This window comes from Massilia alkalitolerans DSM 17462 (genome assembly GCF_000427785.1).
Lineage (GTDB): Bacteria > Pseudomonadota > Gammaproteobacteria > Burkholderiales > Burkholderiaceae_D > Telluria > Telluria alkalitolerans.
This window is the reverse complement of record NZ_ATYR01000005.1, coordinates 138,708-158,270: the sequence shown is the minus strand read 5'-3', so window position 1 is coordinate 158,270 and position 19,563 is coordinate 138,708. Positions and strand designations below refer to the sequence as shown.

19 protein-coding genes are annotated in these 19,563 nt (G+C 65.1%); 12 read left to right on the top strand and 7 right to left on the bottom strand.

The window, feature by feature from the left end; translation table 11 throughout:
- Positions 1-23: 23 nt before the first annotated feature.
- The 7 genes from cmk to YWC_RS0107580 all read left to right on the top strand — a co-directional run bounded on the left by cmk (position 24) and on the right by YWC_RS0107580 (position 6,214).
- The gene (gene cmk / locus YWC_RS0107610) at positions 24-692 is read left to right on the top strand and encodes a (d)CMP kinase (protein ID WP_027864828.1); all 669 of its coding nucleotides are present in this window, start codon (positions 24-26) and stop codon (positions 690-692) included.
- A 310-nt stretch (positions 693-1,002) separates the two neighbouring features.
- Entirely contained in the window at positions 1,003-2,709 is a 1,707-nt protein-coding gene (rpsA, locus tag YWC_RS0107605; RefSeq protein WP_084416348.1) for a 30S ribosomal protein S1, read from the top strand.
- Positions 2,710-2,729: 20 nt separating this feature from the next.
- Positions 2,730-3,035: an integration host factor subunit beta gene (locus YWC_RS0107600; protein ID WP_027864826.1), complete on the top strand. Its 306-nt coding sequence runs from the start codon at positions 2,730-2,732 to the stop codon at positions 3,033-3,035.
- Positions 3,036-3,234: 199 nt separating this feature from the next.
- On the top strand, positions 3,235-3,552 hold the full coding sequence (locus tag YWC_RS0107595; RefSeq protein WP_027864825.1) for a LapA family protein: 318 nt from the start codon (positions 3,235-3,237) through the stop codon (positions 3,550-3,552).
- A gap of 32 nt (positions 3,553-3,584) precedes the next feature.
- Positions 3,585-4,760 carry a lipopolysaccharide assembly protein LapB gene (gene lapB, locus YWC_RS0107590; RefSeq protein WP_027864824.1) on the top strand — a complete coding sequence of 392 codons (1,176 nt, stop codon included), beginning with the start codon at positions 3,585-3,587 and terminating at the stop codon, positions 4,758-4,760.
- A 14-nt stretch (positions 4,761-4,774) separates the two neighbouring features.
- Positions 4,775-5,752: a D-glycero-beta-D-manno-heptose-7-phosphate kinase gene (gene rfaE1, locus YWC_RS28685; RefSeq protein WP_051306309.1), complete on the top strand. Its 978-nt coding sequence runs from the start codon at positions 4,775-4,777 to the stop codon at positions 5,750-5,752.
- 102 nt (positions 5,753-5,854) lie between these two features.
- A complete protein-coding gene (locus tag YWC_RS0107580; RefSeq protein WP_027864823.1) occupies positions 5,855-6,214 on the top strand; it encodes a ComEA family DNA-binding protein in 360 nt (119 codons plus the stop codon).
- Between the two features lie 52 nt (positions 6,215-6,266).
- Here the strand turns inward: YWC_RS0107580 and YWC_RS31500 are convergent, their stop codons facing one another.
- Together YWC_RS31500 and YWC_RS28675 are read right to left on the bottom strand one after the other, a co-directional pair.
- Entirely contained in the window at positions 6,267-6,626 is a 360-nt protein-coding gene (locus YWC_RS31500) for a hypothetical protein (RefSeq protein ID WP_051306308.1), read from the bottom strand.
- A gap of 66 nt (positions 6,627-6,692) precedes the next feature.
- Positions 6,693-6,938: a DUF2200 family protein gene (locus tag YWC_RS28675; protein WP_084416347.1), complete on the bottom strand. Its 246-nt coding sequence runs from the start codon at positions 6,936-6,938 to the stop codon at positions 6,693-6,695.
- Positions 6,939-7,091: 153 nt separating this feature from the next.
- Between YWC_RS28675 and YWC_RS0107565 the strand changes: the two genes are divergently transcribed.
- The 3 genes from YWC_RS0107565 (at position 7,092) to cysM (ending at position 11,369) form a co-directional block, all read left to right on the top strand.
- Positions 7,092-8,714, top strand: a complete 1,623-nt coding sequence (locus tag YWC_RS0107565; RefSeq protein WP_027864822.1) for a methyl-accepting chemotaxis protein — start codon at positions 7,092-7,094, stop codon at positions 8,712-8,714.
- Between the two features lie 115 nt (positions 8,715-8,829).
- Positions 8,830-10,212, top strand: coding sequence for a M28 family peptidase (locus tag YWC_RS0107560; protein WP_027864821.1), 1,383 nt, complete (start codon positions 8,830-8,832; stop codon positions 10,210-10,212).
- 254 nt (positions 10,213-10,466) lie between these two features.
- The gene (gene cysM / locus YWC_RS0107555; protein WP_027864820.1) at positions 10,467-11,369 is read left to right on the top strand and encodes a cysteine synthase CysM; all 903 of its coding nucleotides are present in this window, start codon (positions 10,467-10,469) and stop codon (positions 11,367-11,369) included.
- Between the two features lie 171 nt (positions 11,370-11,540).
- Here the strand turns inward: cysM and YWC_RS0107550 are convergent, their stop codons facing one another.
- The 5 genes from YWC_RS0107550 to YWC_RS0107530 all read right to left on the bottom strand — a co-directional run bounded on the left by YWC_RS0107550 (position 11,541) and on the right by YWC_RS0107530 (position 17,453).
- Entirely contained in the window at positions 11,541-11,873 is a 333-nt protein-coding gene (locus YWC_RS0107550; protein ID WP_027864819.1) for a hypothetical protein, read from the bottom strand.
- A 449-nt stretch (positions 11,874-12,322) separates the two neighbouring features.
- Positions 12,323-13,528, bottom strand: a complete 1,206-nt coding sequence (gene mltB, locus YWC_RS0107545; protein ID WP_027864818.1) for a lytic murein transglycosylase B — start codon at positions 13,526-13,528, stop codon at positions 12,323-12,325.
- Positions 13,525-15,525, bottom strand: coding sequence for a transglutaminase TgpA family protein (locus YWC_RS0107540; RefSeq protein WP_027864817.1), 2,001 nt, complete (start codon positions 15,523-15,525; stop codon positions 13,525-13,527). The genes mltB and YWC_RS0107540 overlap by 4 nt, the downstream gene beginning before the upstream one ends.
- Positions 15,522-16,532, bottom strand: a complete 1,011-nt coding sequence (locus tag YWC_RS0107535; protein WP_027864816.1) for a DUF58 domain-containing protein — start codon at positions 16,530-16,532, stop codon at positions 15,522-15,524. The genes YWC_RS0107540 and YWC_RS0107535 overlap by 4 nt, the downstream gene beginning before the upstream one ends.
- Entirely contained in the window at positions 16,533-17,453 is a 921-nt protein-coding gene (locus tag YWC_RS0107530; RefSeq protein ID WP_027864815.1) for an AAA family ATPase, read from the bottom strand. It lies immediately after the preceding gene.
- A 158-nt stretch (positions 17,454-17,611) separates the two neighbouring features.
- Here YWC_RS0107530 and YWC_RS0107525 point away from each other — a divergent pair, with 158 nt between their 5' ends.
- Positions 17,612-18,541 (top strand): histone deacetylase family protein, encoded by a 930-nt coding sequence (locus YWC_RS0107525; RefSeq protein WP_027864814.1) that lies wholly within the window; start codon positions 17,612-17,614, stop codon positions 18,539-18,541.
- Positions 18,542-18,636: 95 nt separating this feature from the next.
- Positions 18,637-19,518: a hypothetical protein gene (locus tag YWC_RS0107520; RefSeq protein WP_051306324.1), complete on the top strand. Its 882-nt coding sequence runs from the start codon at positions 18,637-18,639 to the stop codon at positions 19,516-19,518.
- The last annotated feature ends 45 nt before the right edge of the window (positions 19,519-19,563 follow it).

Sequence of the window (19,563 nt, the reverse complement as noted above, 5' to 3'; positions counted from 1 at the left end):
CGTTTTACCCCCGCGAGCATCACATGCCAAATAATCCCATTCCCGTCATCGCCATCGACGGCCCGACCGCTTCCGGCAAGGGCACCGTTGCCGCCAAGGTCGCCGAGCGCCTCGGCTTCCACCTGCTCGACTCGGGCGCCCTGTACCGCCTGACGGCGCTGCAGGCGATCCGCCGCGGCCTCGAGCTGCGCGACGAGCACGGCATCGCCAAGCTGGCCGAACACCTGCCGGCGCGCTTCGTCGGCGGCGACATCTTCCTGAACAACGAGAACGTCACCGGGGCGATCCGGGCGGAAGAGGTTGGCAACATGGCATCGAAGATCGCCGCGCTGCCGACCGTACGCCAGGCCTTGTATGGCCTGCAATTGGGCTTTCGCGAGACGCCCGGCCTGGTGGCCGACGGACGCGATATGGGCACGGTGATCTTTCCCGGCGCGAAATTAAAAGTGTTCTTGACCGCAAGCGTCGAGGCACGTGCGCAACGCCGGTATAAGCAATTGATTGACAAAGGATTTTCTGCTAGTATGGACGATCTGCTGAAGGATTTGAAGGAACGAGACGAGCGCGACACCAAGCGCGCCATCGCTCCCCTGGTCCCGGCAGCGGATGCCTACCAGCTCGATACCTCGAACATGTCGGCTGCGGAAGCGGTCGAACAGGTGTTGGCGTGGTATGCGCACCCAAAAGTTTGAGCAGCAAAAGTTTTGAAATGGCGGTTTGAGAAGCGTAGTTAGCTTCAAGACCGTCATTCCGGCGCAGGCCGGAATCCAAGTTCGGTGCGCCGCCGTCGGCTCGAGTCATCGCCATGGTGGCTGCGCTGACAACTTGGAGAAACAATGCCAGTGGCATCGTTTCTGGCCTTCGCCGGGACGACGTGCGAAGGCGCGTTGTCCTTGTTGGTGCCTGCAACGGCAATCCTGTCGCTGCAGGTGTGTTTCAACCTAACCCCAGTTCAGTCCGCACCATCGCCGGCCTGCTGGGCTAACTCGAGTAATAACCTTTATGTCTACTGCAACCAATCAAGATACCGGCATGGAAAGCTTCGCCGCCCTTTTCGAAGAATCGCTGTCGCGTCAAGACATGCGTTCGGGCGAAGTCATCTCGGCTGAAGTCGTGCGCCTGGATCACAACTTCGTGATCGTCAACGCCGGCCTGAAGTCGGAAGCCTTCATTCCGGTCGAAGAATTCAAGAATGACCAGGGCGAACTGGAAGTCCAGATCGGCGACTTCGTTTCCGTGGCCATCGAATCGCTGGAAAACGGTTTCGGCGATACCATCCTGTCGCGCGACAAGGCCAAGCGCCTGGCATCGTGGCTGGCTCTGGAAAAAGCAATGGAATCGGGCGAGATCGTCACCGGCACCGTCAACGGTAAAGTCAAGGGCGGCCTGACCGTCCTGACCAACGGCATCCGCGCATTCCTGCCGGGTTCGCTGGTCGACACCCGTCCGGTCAAGGACACCACCCCGTTCGAAGGCAAGACCCTGGAATTCAAGGTCATCAAGCTGGACCGCAAGCGTAACAACGTCGTCCTGTCGCGTCGCGCCGTCATCGAAGCATCGATGGGCGAAGAGCGCGCCAAGCTGATGGAAACCCTGAAAGAAGGCACCGTGGTCACCGGCGTCGTCAAGAACATCACCGACTACGGTGCGTTCGTCGACCTGGGCGGCATCGACGGCCTGCTGCACATCACCGACCTGGCATGGCGTCGCGTGCGTCACCCGTCGGAAGTGCTGTCGGTTGGCCAGGAAATCACCGCCAAGGTCCTCAAGTACGACCAGGAAAAGAACCGCGTCTCGCTGGGCGTCAAGCAGCTGGGCGACGATCCGTGGACCGGTCTGTCGCGTCGCTACCCGCAGGGCACCCGTCTGTTCGGCAAGGTCACCAACCTGACCGACTACGGCGCGTTCGTGGAAGTCGAGCAGGGCATCGAAGGCCTGGTGCACGTCTCGGAAATGGACTGGACCAACAAGAACGTGGCTCCGAACAAGGTTGTCCAGCTGGGCGACGAAGTCGAAGTCATGGTCCTGGAAATCGACGAAGAGCGTCGCCGTATCTCGCTGGGCATGAAGCAGTGCAAGGCGAACCCATGGGACGACTTCGGCATGACCCACAAGAAGGGCGACAAGGTCAAGGGCTCGATCAAGTCGATCACCGACTTCGGCGTGTTCATCGGCCTGCCGGGCAACATCGACGGCCTGGTGCACCTGTCGGACCTGTCCTGGACCGAAGCCGGCGAAGAAGCCGTGCGCAAGTTCAAGAAGGGCGACGAGCTGGAAGCAGTCGTGCTGGCAATCGACGTCGAGCGCGAGCGTGTCTCGCTGGGCGTCAAGCAGCTGGAAGGCGACCCGTTCAACAACTTCGCTTCGCTGAACGACAAGGGCACCCTGGTCACCGGCACCGTGAAATCGGTTGAGCCGAAAGGCGCCGTGATCGCGCTGAACGAAGAAGTCGAAGGCTACCTGCGCGCTTCGGAAATCTCGCGTGACCGCGTGGAAGATGCCGGCACCCACCTGAAAGTGGGCGACAAGGTCGAAGCCCTGGTCATCAACATCGATCGCAAGGCTCGCAGCATCCAGCTGTCGATCAAGGCGAAAGACAATGTCGAGACCCAGGAAGCAATGAACAAGCTGGCTTCGGACAACAGCGCAGCATCGGGCACCACCAGCCTGGGCGCACTGCTGAAGGCCAAGTTCGATAACAAAGGTTAATTCCTTTTCGAGGCGACCAGATGACCAAGTCCGAGCTGATCAACCGCCTGGCTGAGCGCTATTCTCAGCTGGTGGCGAAAGATGCCGAGTTTGCCGTCAAGACCATCCTCGATGCGATGACCAACGCCCTGGCGACCGGGCAACGCATCGAGATCCGTGGTTTCGGCAGCTTTGCGCTGAACAGCCGGCCCCCACGCATCGGCCGCAACCCGAAGTCCGGCGACAAGGTGATGGTGCCCGAAAAACGGGTGCCCCACTTCAAGCCGGGCAAGCAGTTGCGCGAGCGGGTGGACGCGATGGTCGGGCAGCCGATCATCGAGGATTGAGTCTCCCTGAAGTCGTCTGCTGTCTGGCAGAGTCTGCCGCAGGCAGACAAAAACGGCGTCCTTCGGGATGCCGTTTTTTTTCGTGCCTTGCCGGCTGCTTGCCGGGGCAGCGCCAGCTCGGCTTTTGAAATATCATGTTGGATATGCGACACTTCGCCTTTGTGCACCCAATTGCGCACTCACCCAGCGGGCACTGCTGATGAAATTTGTCTCCTCCATTGTTGGCGTCATCCTGTTCGTCCTGTTCTTCGGCTTCGCCCTGAAGAACACGCAGGAAGTCGACCTGCATTTCTTCCTCAACTATGAACTGCGCGGCCCCCTCGTGCTGATGCTGCTGGCCTTCTTCGTTGCCGGCGCCGCCCTCGGCATCCTGGCGCTGACCCCGACCGTGTTCCGCCAGCGCCGCCAGACCTCGCAGCACAAGAACACCATCCAGGCCCTGCAGAGCGCCGCCGGCACGGGCAGCGCCCAGCCGACCCCGGATGCCGTGAACCCGGCGCAGAAGCTGGCCCAATAAGCCGTCCAGGCGCCAACACAGAACAAGAACACATGGAATTCGAACTCTGGATGCTGCTCGGCATCCCATTCTTCTTCGGCCTCGGCTGGATTGCCGCCCGCGTCGACATCAATTCGCTGGTCTTCGAATCGCGCACCCTGCCGCGCGGCTACTTCAAGGGCCTGAACCACCTGCTCAACGACCAGCCGGACAAGGCCATCGATTCCTTCATCGAGATCGTCAAGCTCGATCCCGAATCGGCCGACATGCACTTTGCCCTCGGCAACCTGTTCCGCCGCCGCGGCGAGACCGAACGCGCCATCCGCGTTCACCAGAACCTGCTGGCGCGTCCCGACCTGCCGGGCGAGCAGAAGGCCCACGCCCAGTACGAACTCGGCATGGACTACCTGAAGGCCGGCCTGCTCGACCGCGCCGAGGAAACCTTCAACCTGCTGGTCGACACCCCCTTCGAGGTGCAGGCGCGGCGCGCGCTTCTGGAAATCTACCAGCGCGAAAAGGAATGGCGCCGCGCGATCGACGTCGCCAACGGCCTGCAGGAGTCCGGCGCCGGCGCGCGCCAGAAGGAAATCGCCCAGTTCTACTGCGAGCTGGCCCAGGATGCCCTGGTGCACCTGCAGCCGAGCGACGCCATGCAGCTGCTCGACAAGGCCTTGCTGGCCGACCGCTCCAGCGTGCGCGCCACCATCCTGATCGGCGACGCCCAGCTGGCCCAGGGCGATACCGAGGCGGCCCTGGTCACCTGGCGCCGCGTCGAGCAGCAGAGCGTGCCGCACGTGGCCCTGGTGGCCCAACGTTTAATGGATGGCTACCGCAAAGTAGGTAGACCACAGGAAGGCGTCAACCTGCTGCGTTCCTACCTGGCCGAAGCATCGTCGATTGACCTGATCGAGGTGGTGTTCAAGGCCGTGATCGAACTCGACGGCGTGGAAGCGGCCAAACAGCTGGTGGTCGAGGAGCTGCGCCGCAACCCGACCCTGCTGGGCCTGGATAAACTGCTCGAGGCGCACCTGATGGAGGCCCGCACCGAAGTGTGGGAAGAGCTGTCCATGGTCAAGAACCTGGTGCAGCGCTACACCCAGAAGCTGGCGCGCTACCAGTGCAGCCACTGCGGCTTCAAGGCGCGCCAGTTCTACTGGCAGTGCCCTGGCTGCAGCCGCTGGGAAACCTATCCGCCGCGCCGCACCGAAGAACTCAATGTGATGAACTGACGCAGCCTTACCCTATGACGCATCCGATCCCGAGCCGCCTGCTGGCGGCAGACAGCTTCCGCCGCGAGGCGGCCCCCGAACTCTCCAGCGTGCGCCTGCTCGTGGTGGGCGACGTCATGCTCGACCGCTACTGGTTCGGCGACGTCTCGCGCATTTCGCCGGAAGCGCCGGTGCCGGTGGTGCGCATCGAGCGCCGCGAGGAGCGCCTGGGCGGCGCCGCCAACGTGGCGCGCAATGCCGCCGCGCTGGGCGCGCATACGGGCCTGCTCGGCATTACCGGCAAGGACGAAGCGGGAGAAGAAGTCGAGAAGCTCCTGCGTGAAGCATCGATCCATAGCTACATGAAGCGCGACGACGCCATCTCGACCATCATCAAGCTGCGCGTCATCGGCCGCCAGCAGCAGATGGTGCGCATCGACTTCGAGGACGCGCCGACCGAGACCGTGCTGCGTGACAAGCTCGACCAGTTCCGCGCGCTGCTGCCCGACTACGACGTGGTGATCCTGTCCGACTACAACAAGGGCGCGCTGGTGAACGTGGCCGACATGGTGCGCGAGGCGCGCACGGCCGGCAAGATCGTGTTGGTCGACCCGAAGGGCGACGATTTCACTCCCTACCGGGGGGCGACCATCCTGACGCCGAACCGTTCGGAACTGCAGCGCGTGGTGGGCGCCTGGAAGACCGAAGAGCAATTGACCGAGAAGGCGCAACGCCTGCGCGCCGAACTGGGCCTGACGGCATTGCTGGTGACCCGTTCCGAAGAGGGCATGAGCCTGTACAGCGAGAACGAGGTGCTGCACGTGCACGCCGACGCGCGCGAAGTGTTCGACGTCTCGGGCGCGGGCGACACCGTCATCGCGACGCTCGCCGCGATGCTGGGCGCGGGCGCGCAGCTGGACGAAGCCCTGGCCACCGCCAACCGCGCCGGCGGCATCGTGGTCGGCAAGCTGGGTACGGCCACCGTCACCCGCGAGGAACTCTTCACCGCTTGAGTTCGCTCAAGGCCGGGCCGTCAACGCAGGACCGGCAGCTCCGTTAGTGCGTGGATGGATGGCGCCGCCGTCCATCGTACGAGAACTTACGGAGAACATTCAATGATCAAGAAACTGGTATTCGCTATTGCCGCGCTGGTCGCTTCGACCGGTATTGCCTTCGCCCAGGTCGACGTCAACAAGGCCGATGCGGCCGCGCTGGACGGCATCAAGGGCGTGGGTCCGAGCATGTCGAAGATGATCCTCGATGAGCGCGCCAAGGGCGAGTTCAAGGACTGGGCGGACTTCCAGCAGCGCGTCAAGGGCGTGGGCGACAAGAAGGCCATGAAGCTGTCCGAGGCCGGGCTGACCGTCAATGGCAAGCAGATGGAAGCCGGGGCCGCCAAGCCGGCCAAGGCCGAGAAGACCTCGGCCAAGGCGGCAGGCAAGGACAAGCCGGCCGAGCAGAAGGCAGCAATGTAAGAAAGAAAACCCGCGGCGACGCGGGTTTTTTTATCGCAGCCGGGATGCCCGCTTACTGGCGGATGCGAATGTCGATGTTCACCTGCGGGTTGCGGCGGTCATAGCGGCCGTAGTCCGGGTAATAATTCGAGCTGGCGGGATAGTAGTGTTGCTGTACGACCGGACGGCCATAGTAGCGCTCGTCGTAGCGGCGGTCGGCATAGTGGCGCTCCGGGCGTTTGCACTTGCGCTTCTCCTTGTATTCGCCTTTCTTCCACTTTTGCTCGACCTTGCAGTGTCCGTCCCAATACACCTGCTTGTATTCGCGGCCATGACGGCCTTTGCCGTTTTCATGTTTCCACGAGTCTGCCAGGGCGACAGACGATACCGATGCAAGCGCAAGCAACAACAGTGACATGGCCGGTTTCTTCATGATGGAACTCCTTATCTGTATGTGTCCATACTAGACGAGCCCGGCAGGTGTTCCGCTACGACTGTGTTATCGGATGTTACAAGGCCGATGGCCAGGCTCAGGAGGGCGGACGGCGCAGGATCTCTCGGCGAAAAAGTCCGCAACACTCTTCTGCGCTTCGATCTGCCGCTGTAGCCCGGCCTCATCGTAGCCCGTCAGCCAGCAGACAAGCTGGTCGACTTCTTCCCTGGTCCGGTTCTTCCTTGCCGCCTTCTGGACGTAGATCGGATACACCTTGGCGAAAGGCGTCCCGAAAATGCGATGTTCAGGCATGGTGCTGTGTCCCACACGGGATTGACCCGCATCTTCACACAAAATAAATGACGAATTTGAGCATTTAAAACACGCTCGTGCTATAGTTGTTTCCCCTGGGAAATGAACGTTGTTTTCTTGTTAGTTTTTCGTTTGCGACACTGAGATTCATCCATGAAAAAGAAGTCCCTTACCATTGGTACTCGCCTGGCTGTGGGCTACGGCGCCGTGTTCTTCCTGATGATCGTCCTGACCGCGCTCGCCATCAGCCGCGTCGGCGACATCGACAGCATCCTTAACCATATCAACGAGGTCAACAACGTCAAGCAGCGCTACGCGATCAACTTCCGCGGCAGCGTCCATGACCGCGCCATCGCACTGCGCGACGTGGTGCTGGCAGCCGATCCGGCCGCGGCCGCGGCGCCGGTCAAGCTGATCCAGGTGCTGGACGAAAACTATACCCGTTCGGCCGAGCCGATGGACAAGTTGTTCCGGGAGCTGAAGGATATTCAGCCAGCCGAAACGGCGGCACTGGAGGCGATCAAGGAACAGGAGCGCCGCACCAGGCCGCTGATCGAACGCGTGATCGCGCTGCATGCCGCCGGCCAGGCGCATGAAGCCGCCGCGCTGCTGTCGCAGGGGGCGGCGCCCGCCTTCGTGGATTGGCTGGCCAGCATCAACGCCTTCATCGACATGCAGGAAAAGCAGAACAACCTGGAAGCGTCGGGCGCCCGCAAGATGGCATCGGGCTTCTTCGGCTGGATGACCCTGCTGTGCCTCGGTGCGATCGCCGTCGGCGCAACGGGCGCCTGGATCATCACGCGCGGCCTGCTGCGCCAGCTCGGCGGCCAGCCCGACTACGCGGCATCGATCGTCAGGGCCATCGCCGCCGGTGACCTGGGTGTGAAGATCGAGACCGCCGCGGGCGACAGCAGAAGCCTGCTGTTCGCCATGAAGGGCATGCGCGACAGCCTGGTCGCCATCGTCGGCCAGGTGCGGCACGGCACCCTGAACATGGCCAGCGTCTCGACCGAGATCGCCGACGGCAACCGCGACCTGTCGCACCGTACCGAACGCCAGGCCGGCACGCTGGAAGCGACCACCGCCTCGGTCGAGCAGCTCACCGCCACCGTGCGCCAGAACGCCGACAACGCACGCCAGGCCAACGCGCTGGCGGAATCGGCGTCTGAAGTCGCCCTGCGCGGCGGCATGGTGGTGTCCCAGGTGGTCGAGACCATGGCCTCGATCAACGATTCGTCGAAGCGGATCGTCGACATCATCGGCGTCATCGACGGCATCGCCTTCCAGACCAATATCCTGGCGCTGAACGCCGCCGTGGAGGCGGCGCGTGCCGGGGAGCAGGGCCGCGGCTTTGCCGTGGTGGCGACCGAAGTGCGCAACCTGGCGCAGCGCTCGGCGAGCGCGGCCAGGGAGATCAAGGGTCTGATCGGCAGCTCGGTCGAGCGTGTCGATGCGGGTGCGCGCCTGGTGGACGAAGCGGGCAGCACGATGAACGACATCGTGGCCTCGGTGCGCCGCGTGACCGACATCATGGCCGAGATCAGCCGCGCCAGCGCCGAGCAGAGCGCCGGCATCGGCCAGGTCAACGAAGCCATCGGCCAGATGGACGAGGCCACCCGCCAGAACGCGGCGCTGGTGCAGCAGGCGACGGCGGCCGCGGCGGCGCTGGAAGAAGAGGCCGAGCGGCTGGCACAGGTGGTGAGCGTGTTCCGCCTGGAGGCGGCCAACGACGGCGCGCTTGCGGCCCCTGCACGGCTGGCGATCGCCGCGCCCTGATCGGGACGTGGATGGCATCTGACTGGCGCGCGTGTCAGATGTATTGACTGACACCGATCAATCCGCATGAGAAGATGTACATGTGATTTGCACTTCATAAACCAGAAAGGTACTCATGCCTCACGCCCGCATCTCTTCCTCTCTGCTGGCCGCACTGCTCGCCGTTAGCGCCGGTGGAGCAAGCGCCGCACCGGCCACCCCGGCAGCGCCAGACTTCAAGCGCCAGCAGCCCCAGATCAACAAGATCCTCGCCGAGATCTCGGCCAAGCGCATGGAAGGCTACGTCGCCAAGCTGGTCAGCTTCGGCACCCGGCACACGATGTCGGAAACGGAATCTGACACCCGCGGCATCGGCGCCGCCCGCCGCTGGATCAAGGCGGAACTCGAGCGCTGCGGCGCCGGCACGAAGCTAGAGGTGTCTTTCGACAGCCACATTGCCCCGGTATCGGCACGCATCTCGCGCCCGACCGAGATCGTCAACGTGGTCGCCACGCTGCCGGGCATCCAGGAAGCCTCGAAGGACCGCATCTACGTGGTCAGCGGCCACTATGATTCGCGCGTCAGCGACGTGATGAACTACACGGCGGACGCCCCGGGCGCCAACGACGACGCTTCCGGCACCGCGGCCACCATGGAACTGGCCTGCGTGATGGCCAAGCACAAGTTCGACGCCACCATCGTCTTCATGGCGGTGGCCGCCGAAGAGCAGGGCCTGCTGGGTGCGCGCCACTGGGCCACCCAGGCGCGCCAGAAGAACCTGAACATCGCCGGCATGTACACCAACGACATCATCGGCAGCTCGCGCGCCGACAATGGCAAGGTGGACAACAAGCAGGTGCGTCTGTTCTCGCAGAGCATCCCGGCCACCAAGGAAATGAGCGAGACCGTGCGCCAGCTGGTGGCCACCGGCGGCGACAGCGACTCGCTCTCGCGCCAGCTGGGCCGCCACACCAAGGAGATGGGCGAGCGCTACGTGAAGGGCTTCAAGGTGTCGCTGATCCACCGCGCCGACCGCTACCTGCGCGGCGGCGACCACATGCCTTTCCTGGAGCAGGGCTACGCCGCGCTGCGCTTCACCGAGCCGGCCGAGGACTTCGCGCACCAGCACCAGGACCTGCGTACCGAAAACGGCAAGGTCTACGGCGACCTGATCGAGTTTAATGATTACGACTACATCGCCAAGGTGACCAAGGTGAACGCCGCGGCGCTGGCCTCGCTGGCGCTGGCCCCGGCCGCGCCGCAGAACGTCAAGTTGCGCACCGACAAGCTGACCAACGACTCGACCCTGGTGTGGCAGGCGAATGCCGAACCGGACCTGGCGGGCTACCGCATCGTCTGGCGCGACACCACCGCCAGCGAGTGGCAGGGTTCGAAGTGGGTCGGCAACGTGCTTGAAGCGACCGTCGACCTGTCGAAGGACAACGTGTTCTTCGGCGTGCAGGCAGTCGACAAGGACGGCAACGTGAGCGTCGCCACCTATCCGCTGCCGCAGCGCTGATTTTCCGTAGGGTGGGCGGCTCCATCGTCTGGCATGCACTGCCGCTGGCGCTTGCGCCGCCCACGCGTTCAACTCTCGCAAGAACAGACGCGCCGGCTGTTCGAATCGTGCTTGAACGCGTGGGCGGCGCATACAATCCCGCCAGATCATGATGCGTAGTGGAGCCGCGCCACCCTACGGACGAAGCCCGACAAATACGCCACCTTGCTGTCCGGATTAAAATAGCGGTTTAGGAAATCGCGAGAGAGCAAGGAATGGCTTACAAGACCATCGAAGACACGATCGGCAATACCCCGCTGGTGCAGCTGGTGCGCCTGCCCGGCGCGGACGCGGCTGCCCGCAACAACATCATCCTCGGCAAGCTCGAAGGCAACAATCCGGCCGGTTCGGTGAAGGACCGCGCCGCCATGTCCATGCTGCGCGGCGCCGAAGAGCGCGGCCAGATCAAGCCGGGCGATACCCTGATCGAAGCGACCAGCGGCAACACCGGCATCGCGCTGGCCATGGCGGCCGCCATCCGCGGCTACAAGATGGTGCTCCTGATGCCGGACAACCTGTCGATCGAGCGCCGCCAGAGCATGGCCGCCTACGGCGCCAGGATCATCCTCACGCCGAAGTCGGGCGGCATGGAATACGCGCGCGACATGGCCGAGCAGATGCAGAAGAACGGCGAGGGCATCATCCTCGACCAGTTCGGCAACCAGGACAATCCGCGCGCCCACTACGACACCACCGGCCCGGAAATCTGGCGCGACACCGAGGGCCGCGTCACGCATTTCGTCAGCGCCATGGGCACCACCGGCACCATCATGGGCGTGTCGCGCTACCTGAAGGAACAGAACGCGGCGGTGCGCATCATCGGCGCCCAGCCGGAAGAAGGTTCGTCGATCCCGGGCATCCGCAAGTGGCCGGAAGCCTACCTGCCGAAGATCTACGACAAGGCGCGCATCGACCAGGTCGAGTCGGTGAGCCAGGCCGCGGCCGAGCAGATGGCGCGCCGGCTGGCGGCGGAAGAGGGCATCTTCTGCGGCATTTCGGCGGCAGGCGCCTGCGAAGTGGCGCTGCGCATCTCCCAGACGGTGGAAAACGCGACTATCGTGTTCGTCGTGTGCGACCGGGGCGACCGCTACCTGTCGACGGGCGTGTTCCCGGCCTGAACCCGGCTGCCCATCAATGAAAAAGCCATCCTGACGGATGGCTTTTTATTTTCAGCAACTTCTTGCACGTCCGGATGGCTCGCCCGCAGCGCTCCTGCGTTCGCAGTCGTCCGGCAAGGCCCGCGCGGGCGTCGGGCGGCAGGCAGGGCCTGCCACGACGCCGCAGCGCGCTTACGCCTCTTTCGGAGCGCCTTCTTTCGGCTTGAACTGCTTGTCGCTGATGCGGAACTTGGCGCGGCGGTCGCCCATGAGATAGCGCAGGTCGCGGATCGACAGGTCGCTCACTTCATGCATGCGGATCAGGAGCGAAGCGCCGACCGGCAGGCGGTGGTGGCGGATCTTCGAGATCACCGGCGGTGCAACTTCCAGCGCGCGCGACAGCGCCGCGTCGTTCTTCAGGCGCAGGTTCTCGATCAGGGTGTCGAGCAGTCGGTTCGGGTTGTACTGCAGGAGCTCATCGGACTCCGAATCGCTATTCATATCAATGCCGACTTGGTTTGTCATGATTCAATATCCTATTTTGGGTTGGACGGAGCCCCATGCGGCGCTCGGCTCCAGGCTACGGTATTTCGTAATTTTCTATTCAATTGTACAACTAATTTCTAATCTGATACTCAGTAGCAATAATGATCAGATCGATTTATTCAGTATTGTTGTCTCATCGCAACAATAGCCGCAATGCAATTCTCTCACAAACTCACGGAAATAATAATTGTTTTTTGATTAATCCCCAGTGTATAGCCAACAAGGGTTTGATGCCGCACGGTATGAAAAGAACTGACAGAATGCTAAGAAAAGCGGGAGTATGACAAGAGGAGAGGAGTTTCTGCAGAGAATCTGCAGCAAACGGTCGCATACCCCCGGGGAGTATGGGGGCGGGAGGGCAGTTCAGGCGGGCAGAAAAGGCGGGAAGCCCGTTACAAATCGATACAAAGTTTCCCGCCGAGCAATGCTCAACCGCCGCGCGAAGCGCGGACGGCACGGCCAAGTTCGATCACCGACATGGCATAGAAATAACTGCGGTTGTACTTGGTAATGGCAAAGAAGTTATCGTCGGCCACCCAGTATTCGGTTGCCTCGGCGCCGTTCTGCAGGTCGACCAGGCCATACAGGCGCTCGGCGGACAGGGGCGTCGCGGTGGTGACGCCGGCGACGCGCAATTCTTCGGGACGCAGGGTGGCCTTCAGGCCGCGTTCGAGCAGCGGTTCCCAGGCATGGTTCGGCGACACGTCGGCCGGGGTCACCGGGCTGTTGCGGTGTTCCGGGTTCCAGCCATGCTGGATCAGGAAATTGGCGACGCTGCCGATCGCATCGTCCGACGACTGGCGCAGGTCGATCTGGCCGTCCTTGTTGAAGTCCACGCCGTACTTCAGGATACTCCCCGGCATGAACTGCGGCATGCCGACCGCGCCGGCAAACGAACCCAGCAGCGAGAACGGTTCCACCCGGTGCTCGCGCGCGAATAACAGGGTGTTCGCCAGCTCGCTGCGGAAGAAGGCCATGCGCGCGGCGCGGTTCGGCGTTTCCGGATAGGCAAAGGCGAGCGTCGTCAGGGTGTCGAGCACGCGGAACTTGCCGGTGTCGCGGCCGTAGATGGTCTCGACGCCGATGATGCCGACGATGATCTCGGCCGGCACGCCATAGGCCGCTTCGGCCCGCGCCAGCGTCTCGGCATTCTCGTTCCAGAAGCGCACCCCGGCGGCGATGCGGATCGGCTCGATGAAGCGGTCGCGGTAGGCTTGCCAGTTCTTCGGCTTGCCCGGCGGGGCGGGCTTGACCAGCTGTACCGCCGAATCGATGAAGCGCGCCTGGCCGAACAGGGATTCGAGGTAGGCGCGCTCGAAGCCGTGCTGGGTCGCCATCTCGTCCATGAACTCGCGCACCGCCTGCCATTCCAGGAAGTTGTGGTGCTCGCCGTCGTAGTCGATCATGGCGGCGGCCGGGGCGGCCTTCAGCACCTTGCTGGAACGGGCGGAGACGCGCTTGCCGGCAGCCTTGTCTTTCTTGCTCTTGGCCTTGGCGGCTTTTGCTTTGGCGGCCTTGGCCTTGGCCTTGGCGGCCTTGGTCTGGACCTGCGGATCCTTCGCGCCAGCTTGCGCCTGCCCGGTCGGGGCAAAGGCGATTGCCAGCGCGGCAAACAGGGGAACGATCGATTTCATCTGACTTGCGACAGTAATCTCTTCAAGGTAGCGGCCAGCTGGCGGTCGGGCGCAGGCTGGGGCGGCGCATAGCGCCAGGCGCTATAGCGGCGCAAGAATTCGGCGGCGGCGTGCAGTGATGGCGGCGCCAGCTGCTGCGAGGCCGCGATCCGGGCCGCGTAGGCGGTGGGCCCTTCGTCCGCTGCACGTGCCAGGCCCAGGTGGGCGAGGCGCTTGCATAGGGAGGAGTATACCGCCTCGACCGGATTGTGTTCCCTGCGGAGGTACAAAATTCTTCCCAGCAGCAACACTCCAGCCCCCAGCATGATCAAGCCGGCAACACGCCAGCCGGCCAGGCTTTCGCCCACGCTTTGCAGCAAGCCGCGCTGGCGTTCGGGGGTGTAGTTCAGCACCCACTGGTTCCAGCCGTTGTTGACGGCGCCCAGCGCGTTGCGCAGGCGCCCCAGCAGCGAGTCGCCGTTGGCGCTGAACATCGACAGCCCGCGCAGCGCGTCGATGCCGAAGGGCGGCGGCGGGCTGACCGCGGCCGCGAGGTTGCGGCGCACCCGTTCCGGCGCCACGGCGGCGGTCGGGTCCACCCGCACCCAGCCGCGCCCGCGCAGCCAGACCTCGGCCCAGGCGTGGGCATCGGACTGGCGCACCGTCACGTAGCCGTCGATCGGATTGAGTTCGCCGCCCTGGTAGCCGGTGACCACGCGCGCCGGGATGCCGGCCGCGCGCATCAGGAACACGAAGGCGCCGGAATAATGTTCGCAAAAGCCGGCGCGGGTCCCGTACAGGAACTCGTCCACCGAATGGCGGCCCAGCAGCGGCGGCTCCAGCGTGTAGCTGTAGGGCTGCTCGCGAAAGCGCCGCAGCACCTGCTCGATGCGGCGCGCCGGCTCTGCTTCCTTGCGCAATGCGATGCCCGCGGCCAGCGCCTTCGGGTTGTAGCCGTAGGGGAGCAGCAGCCACTGGTTGGGGTCGTCGAGCGTATCGCGTCCGTCCAGCGCATAGTCCGGGTAGGAGATCATCGGATAGCGCACCCGCCCGGCCAGCGGCCGGTCCGCGCTCAGTTCGAGCTGGTGCGAGACCTGGGTCTGGTAGCCCGGCACTTCCGGCATGTGGCCGGCCATCTCGAGCGTGAACAGCCAGCGCGTGTCGGACGGCTCCAGCGTCACTTCGTAGCGCTGCGCCTGGCCGCGCACGCGCAGCGAGGTGCCGGAGCGGGTGGCGATCGAGCCGCCGCGGGTCCAGGCGGTGCCGTCGAAGGCGTCCAGCACCAGGCCGCGCCAGTACAGCTGGGCCTTGGGCGGCACCGCGCCTTCGAAGCGCACCCGGAAGGCCGGTTCGTCCGACATCGCCAGGTTCGACATCTGCCCCGGCGCCATGCGTTCGGACAGGCCCGACTTGGCGCTGCCGTTGCCGCTGCCGCCCGGCATGCTCCACAGCGGGCCGCCCAGGCGCGGGAACACGAAGAACAGCAGCACCGCGATCGGCGCGGCAAACAGCAGCATCTTCGCCCCCATCGCCAGCCGGGTTCCCAGCTTCGGCACGCTGCCCGTGAACTGGAACGAGAGCTGGGTGGTGAGCAGGGCCAGCACCGCCGCCACCATCAAGAGTGCGGTGCCGATGCCCTGGGCATAGAAGAAGTTGGTCAGCACCAGGAAGAAGCACAGGAAGATCACGACGTACAGGTCGCGGCGCGCGTGCATCTCGAGCATCTTGAAGGCGACCAGCAGCACCAGCATGGCCACGCCGGCGTCGCGCCCGAGCAGGGTCTTGTAGCTGAACTGGATGCCGGCCATTGCGCCGACGGCGATCGGCAGGAGCAGCATGGCCGAGGGCATGCGCTTGCCGCGCAGCGTGATCGAGCCGCGCCAGGCCAGCGTGGCCGCGCACAGCAGCGACACCCACAGCGGCAGGTGCGCCGCATGCGGGGCCAGCACCAAGAGCGCGCTGCCCAGCAGCAGCAGGGTATCGGCTTTGTCGCGCGGCAGGGCTGCCAGGGCCTTCATGCCGCCTCCTGGCTGCCGTACAGCGCCAGCGCACGCAGGCAGGCCGCCTGGTGGGCGGCACCGTTGCCGGCGTCGTAGTGGATGGCGCCGAGCCGGAAGGCGTAGGGCAGGGCGCGCTGTTCGGCGTCCAGCACCCAGCGCGTCATGCGCGACAGGCGCAGTTCGAGGTCGAGCTGGGGCGGCAGCTGCGCGAAGTCGAGCAGCAGCTCGTCGCCCACGCCGCCTTCGAAGTGCTTGGTGACCAGCTGGCCGCCGAGCGCCGGGTCGAGCCGGGCGATCTGGCGCCAGGCCAGCTGGCGCGGCGAGTCGCCGGCCTGGTAGCTGCGCACGCCGGCGAAGTCGTCGTTGCCGCCCGCGCGGCCGCTGCCGACCGCATTACCGCTCACCGGCAGCGGCGGCGCGCCTTCTTCCGGGCGCGGGTAGACCAGGGCGCGGGCGGCGGGACGCCAGTAGCTCCAGGCGCGGAACAGGCCGAGCGGGAAGCGGGTAGAGAGCACCACGCGCGCCGGCTGCAGCCAGCCGCGCGCGCCCGTCGGCACGCCCAGCATCACGCTGGCGCTGCCGTGGGCGGCGATGTCGGTGACGTGGCGCGCTTCGCCCTTTCTTGCGGCATTGGAAAAATCGATCCAGACGCCGAAGCGCGCCAGCCCCGTGCGGTTGGCGACGTGCAGTTCGAAGCGGGCTTCCTGGCCGGCGAAGACGGCGGGCACGCGGCCCTGCTGCAGGGCCAGGTGGGCCAGGTTACGGTAGGTGAAGACCATGTCCACCAGCGCGCAGGACAAGGCCAGGAAGGTCAGCGCGAAGCCCAGGCCGAGGGTGTAGTTGATCGAGCCGATCAGGAGCACCAGCAGCAGGACGGCGAAGCCGATGCCGGCGCGGGTCGGCAGGATGAACACGCGGCGCTGGCTCAGCACCACCTCGCCGGCATCCAGCGTGCCGCGGCGCGGCAGCCATTTGCCGGTGGTGCGCCGCATCCAGCCGCGCAGGCCTCCTGCTGCGACTTCCATCTACACCGGAACCGATTTCTGCAGCTGCAGCACGAGGTCGCGGCTGGCCAGCGCCTGGCCGTGCGCCGACCTCAAAGGGCGCAGGCGGTGCGCGCAGACCGGCACCAGCACGGCCTGGATGTCTTCGGGGATCACGTGGTCGCGTCCTTCGAGCGCGGCCCAGGCGCGGCCGGCCTGCAGCAGGGCGATGGCGGCGCGCGGCGACAGGCCCTCGGCGAACAGGCCGTTCTGGCGCGAAGCCTGGGCCAGCGCCTGCACGTAGGTGACCAGCGCCGGCGAGGCATGGATCTCCTTCAGGGCGCGCTGGGCCTGGGCCAGCTGCTCCGGCTGCATCGCCGGCTGCAAGGCGCGCAGCATGGCGCGCCGGTCTTCGCCCATGAGCAGGGCGCGCTCGGCGGCGGCGTCCGGATAGCCCAGCGAAAGGCACATCAGGAAGCGGTCGAGCTGCGATTCGGGCAGCGGGAAGGTGCCGACCTGGTTGGCCGGGTTCTGGGTGGCGATCACGAAGAAGGGCTCGGGCAGGGCGCGGGTGACGCCGTCGGCGCTGACCTGGCGCTCTTCCATGGCTTCGAGCAGGCCGGACTGGGTCTTGGGCGTGGCGCGGTTGATCTCGTCGGCCAGCAGCACCTGGGTGAAGATCGGACCGGGGTGGAACACGAAGTCGTTCTTCTCGCGCTCGTACACCGAGATGCCGGCCACGTCGGCGGGCAGCAGGTCGCTGGTGAACTGGACGCGGTTGAACTTCAGGCCGAGCGAGATCGCCAGCGCATGCGCCAGCGTGGTCTTGCCGACGCCGGGCAAATCTTCGAGCAGCAGGTGGCCGCCGGCCAGCAGGCAGGTCAGGGCCAGGCGTACCTGCTGGTCCTTGCCGACCACGACCTGGCCGACCTGGCGCGCCGCCGAGTGTAATTGATTGAACATGCTTGGGTTCCGGTGATCTGCTTGGAAGTGCGGAGCAGGACGCTTGCATGGTAGATTAGCGCCATTGGCAACCTTCATACTCCGTCGGCAACAAGCCTTTGGGTCGATTCTATGCGAAACCGGCCGCAAAGGTGCGCTATGGATGAGCATTCCCCACGATGAGCACAGCAATCTACAGCCACCCCGACTGCCTGCGGCACGACATGGGCGACTGGCACCCCGAAGCGCCGGCGCGGCTGCAGGCGATCGACGACCAGCTGATCCTGGCGCGCCTGGACGGACTGATCGAGCAGCGCAGCGCGCCGCTGGCCGACATCAAGGACGTCCTGCGCAACCACACGCCGGGCGCGGTGGCGCTGGTGCGCGACAACGTGCCGGCCGAGGGCGACCACTATCCGCTCGACGGCGACACCATCCTGTGCCACCACAGCTACCAGGCGGCGCTGCGCGCGGCCGGCGCCGCGGTGGCCGCGACCGATGCCGTGATCGCGGGCGAAGTGGACAATGCCTTCTGCTCGGTGCGCCCGCCGGGGCACCATGCGACGCCGAGCGAGCCGATGGGGTTTTGCTTCTTCAATAACGTCGCCATCGCGGCGCGTCATGCGTTGGAGGTGCACGGGCTGGAGCGCGTGGCCATCGTCGACTTCGACGTCCACCACGGCAACGGCACCGTCGAGTCCTTCCGCAAGGACCCGCGGGTGCTGATGGTGAGCCTGTTCCAGCACCCGTTCTATCCCTACTGCGACCCGGAACCGATCACGGCCACCAGCGTCAACATCCCGGTGCCGGCGCTCAGCGACGGCGACACGGTGCGCAAGCTGGTGCAGGACTACTGGCTGCCGGCGCTGCACGCGCACCGGCCGCAGATGATCTTCGTGTCGGCCGGCTTCGACGGCCACCGCGAGGACGACATGGGCGGCATCGGCCTGGTCGAGGCCGACTATGCCTGGATCACGCGCCAGGTGATGGCCATTGCGAAGCAGTACGCGCACGGGCGCATCGTCAGCTGCCTCGAGGGCGGATACGCGCTCTCGGCCCTGGGACGCAGCGTGGTGGCCCACCTGAAGGTGCTCGCCGAGCTCGATTGACGGCAAGCTCGGCGCGGAACGTCCTTCCCGGTCCGCACATCTAAACCTCCACGACTTCGCCACCCATGCGCGAAGCGAACGACAAGGAGAAGAAGATGAGACCGATCCGTGCCTTCTGCGCGCTGTTCCTGTTCCTGGCCTCGAGCCTGGCAGCCGCGGCCAACTACACGCTCTGGATCAACGGCCGCGCCGGCGGCGCCGTGGGCGCCATCGGCAACTACAACGACTTCGGCTACTGGGGCCCGGCCACCACCCCGGCCGGCGTCAACAAGAAGGCCGTCAACTGGGACGGCCGCAGCAGCATCGCTTCGCAGAGCGGCACGGTACGCAACGCGCTCGACTGCTTCTGCACCGGCAGCAACTGGTGCTACATCGTCACCTACAGCGCCGGCGACCTGATGATGGGCTACACGCTGGCCAACTACGGCGGCACGCCGCGCTACAGGAAGAACGCCAGCCCGAACGCAAGCGGAGTATGCGGCAACAGCGACGGCGGCATGCAGACCGGCTGGAACATCCGCTGGGTACGCGCCGCGGCGGGCGCGGCCGGCGGCTCCGAGCTGTCCGACGCCGGTTCCTGGACCACCTCGGAGCCGCTGGTGCAGGACCTCAAGACCGCCACCGCGCGCGCCATGTACAACCACAACGACACGCGCAACATCTGGTTCTACATGTACGCGGGGGCCAGGGGCACGCTCTATTCGGGCCTGCTGCCGGGCCAGGACGACGAGGTCATCGCCTACCACAGCAGCGGCGGCGTGGCCGGCAGTTCGGGCCGCTCCCTGTGCAATCCGGGCGACTGGTTCTGCAACGACCTCACGCTCGGCACCGCCAACAACCAGGGGGGCAGCGCCAAGTGGAGTTACCACTCGGTGCTGTTCCGCGACGACGGCGAGGACTACAACCACTACATGGACGGCAACTGGGGCGGCGTGGTAAGCGTCGTGCGCAACGCCGTGGTGAACACGGCGCAGTAGCGCTTGTGCTGTTCGACTAACCGGGCGCAATGCGCTAGCATTGGC

Coding starts and splice junctions, on each gene's coding strand:
- cmk (WP_027864828.1), top strand. CDS start 24: ATGCCAAATAATCCCATTCCCGTCATCGCCATCGACGGCCCGACCGCT.
- rpsA (WP_084416348.1), top strand. CDS start 1,003: ATGTCTACTGCAACCAATCAAGATACCGGCATGGAAAGCTTCGCCGCC.
- YWC_RS0107600 (WP_027864826.1), top strand. CDS start 2,730: ATGACCAAGTCCGAGCTGATCAACCGCCTGGCTGAGCGCTATTCTCAG.
- YWC_RS0107595 (WP_027864825.1), top strand. CDS start 3,235: ATGAAATTTGTCTCCTCCATTGTTGGCGTCATCCTGTTCGTCCTGTTC.
- lapB (WP_027864824.1), top strand. CDS start 3,585: ATGGAATTCGAACTCTGGATGCTGCTCGGCATCCCATTCTTCTTCGGC.
- rfaE1 (WP_051306309.1), top strand. CDS start 4,775: ATGACGCATCCGATCCCGAGCCGCCTGCTGGCGGCAGACAGCTTCCGC.
- YWC_RS0107580 (WP_027864823.1), top strand. CDS start 5,855: ATGATCAAGAAACTGGTATTCGCTATTGCCGCGCTGGTCGCTTCGACC.
- YWC_RS31500 (WP_051306308.1), bottom strand. CDS start 6,626: ATGAAGAAACCGGCCATGTCACTGTTGTTGCTTGCGCTTGCATCGGTA.
- YWC_RS28675 (WP_084416347.1), bottom strand. CDS start 6,938: ATGCCTGAACATCGCATTTTCGGGACGCCTTTCGCCAAGGTGTATCCG.
- YWC_RS0107565 (WP_027864822.1), top strand. CDS start 7,092: ATGAAAAAGAAGTCCCTTACCATTGGTACTCGCCTGGCTGTGGGCTAC.
- YWC_RS0107560 (WP_027864821.1), top strand. CDS start 8,830: ATGCCTCACGCCCGCATCTCTTCCTCTCTGCTGGCCGCACTGCTCGCC.
- cysM (WP_027864820.1), top strand. CDS start 10,467: ATGGCTTACAAGACCATCGAAGACACGATCGGCAATACCCCGCTGGTG.
- YWC_RS0107550 (WP_027864819.1), bottom strand. CDS start 11,873: ATGACAAACCAAGTCGGCATTGATATGAATAGCGATTCGGAGTCCGAT.
- mltB (WP_027864818.1), bottom strand. CDS start 13,528: ATGAAATCGATCGTTCCCCTGTTTGCCGCGCTGGCAATCGCCTTTGCC.
- YWC_RS0107540 (WP_027864817.1), bottom strand. CDS start 15,525: ATGAAGGCCCTGGCAGCCCTGCCGCGCGACAAAGCCGATACCCTGCTG.
- YWC_RS0107535 (WP_027864816.1), bottom strand. CDS start 16,532: ATGGAAGTCGCAGCAGGAGGCCTGCGCGGCTGGATGCGGCGCACCACC.
- YWC_RS0107530 (WP_027864815.1), bottom strand. CDS start 17,453: ATGTTCAATCAATTACACTCGGCGGCGCGCCAGGTCGGCCAGGTCGTG.
- YWC_RS0107525 (WP_027864814.1), top strand. CDS start 17,612: ATGAGCACAGCAATCTACAGCCACCCCGACTGCCTGCGGCACGACATG.
- YWC_RS0107520 (WP_051306324.1), top strand. CDS start 18,637: ATGAGACCGATCCGTGCCTTCTGCGCGCTGTTCCTGTTCCTGGCCTCG.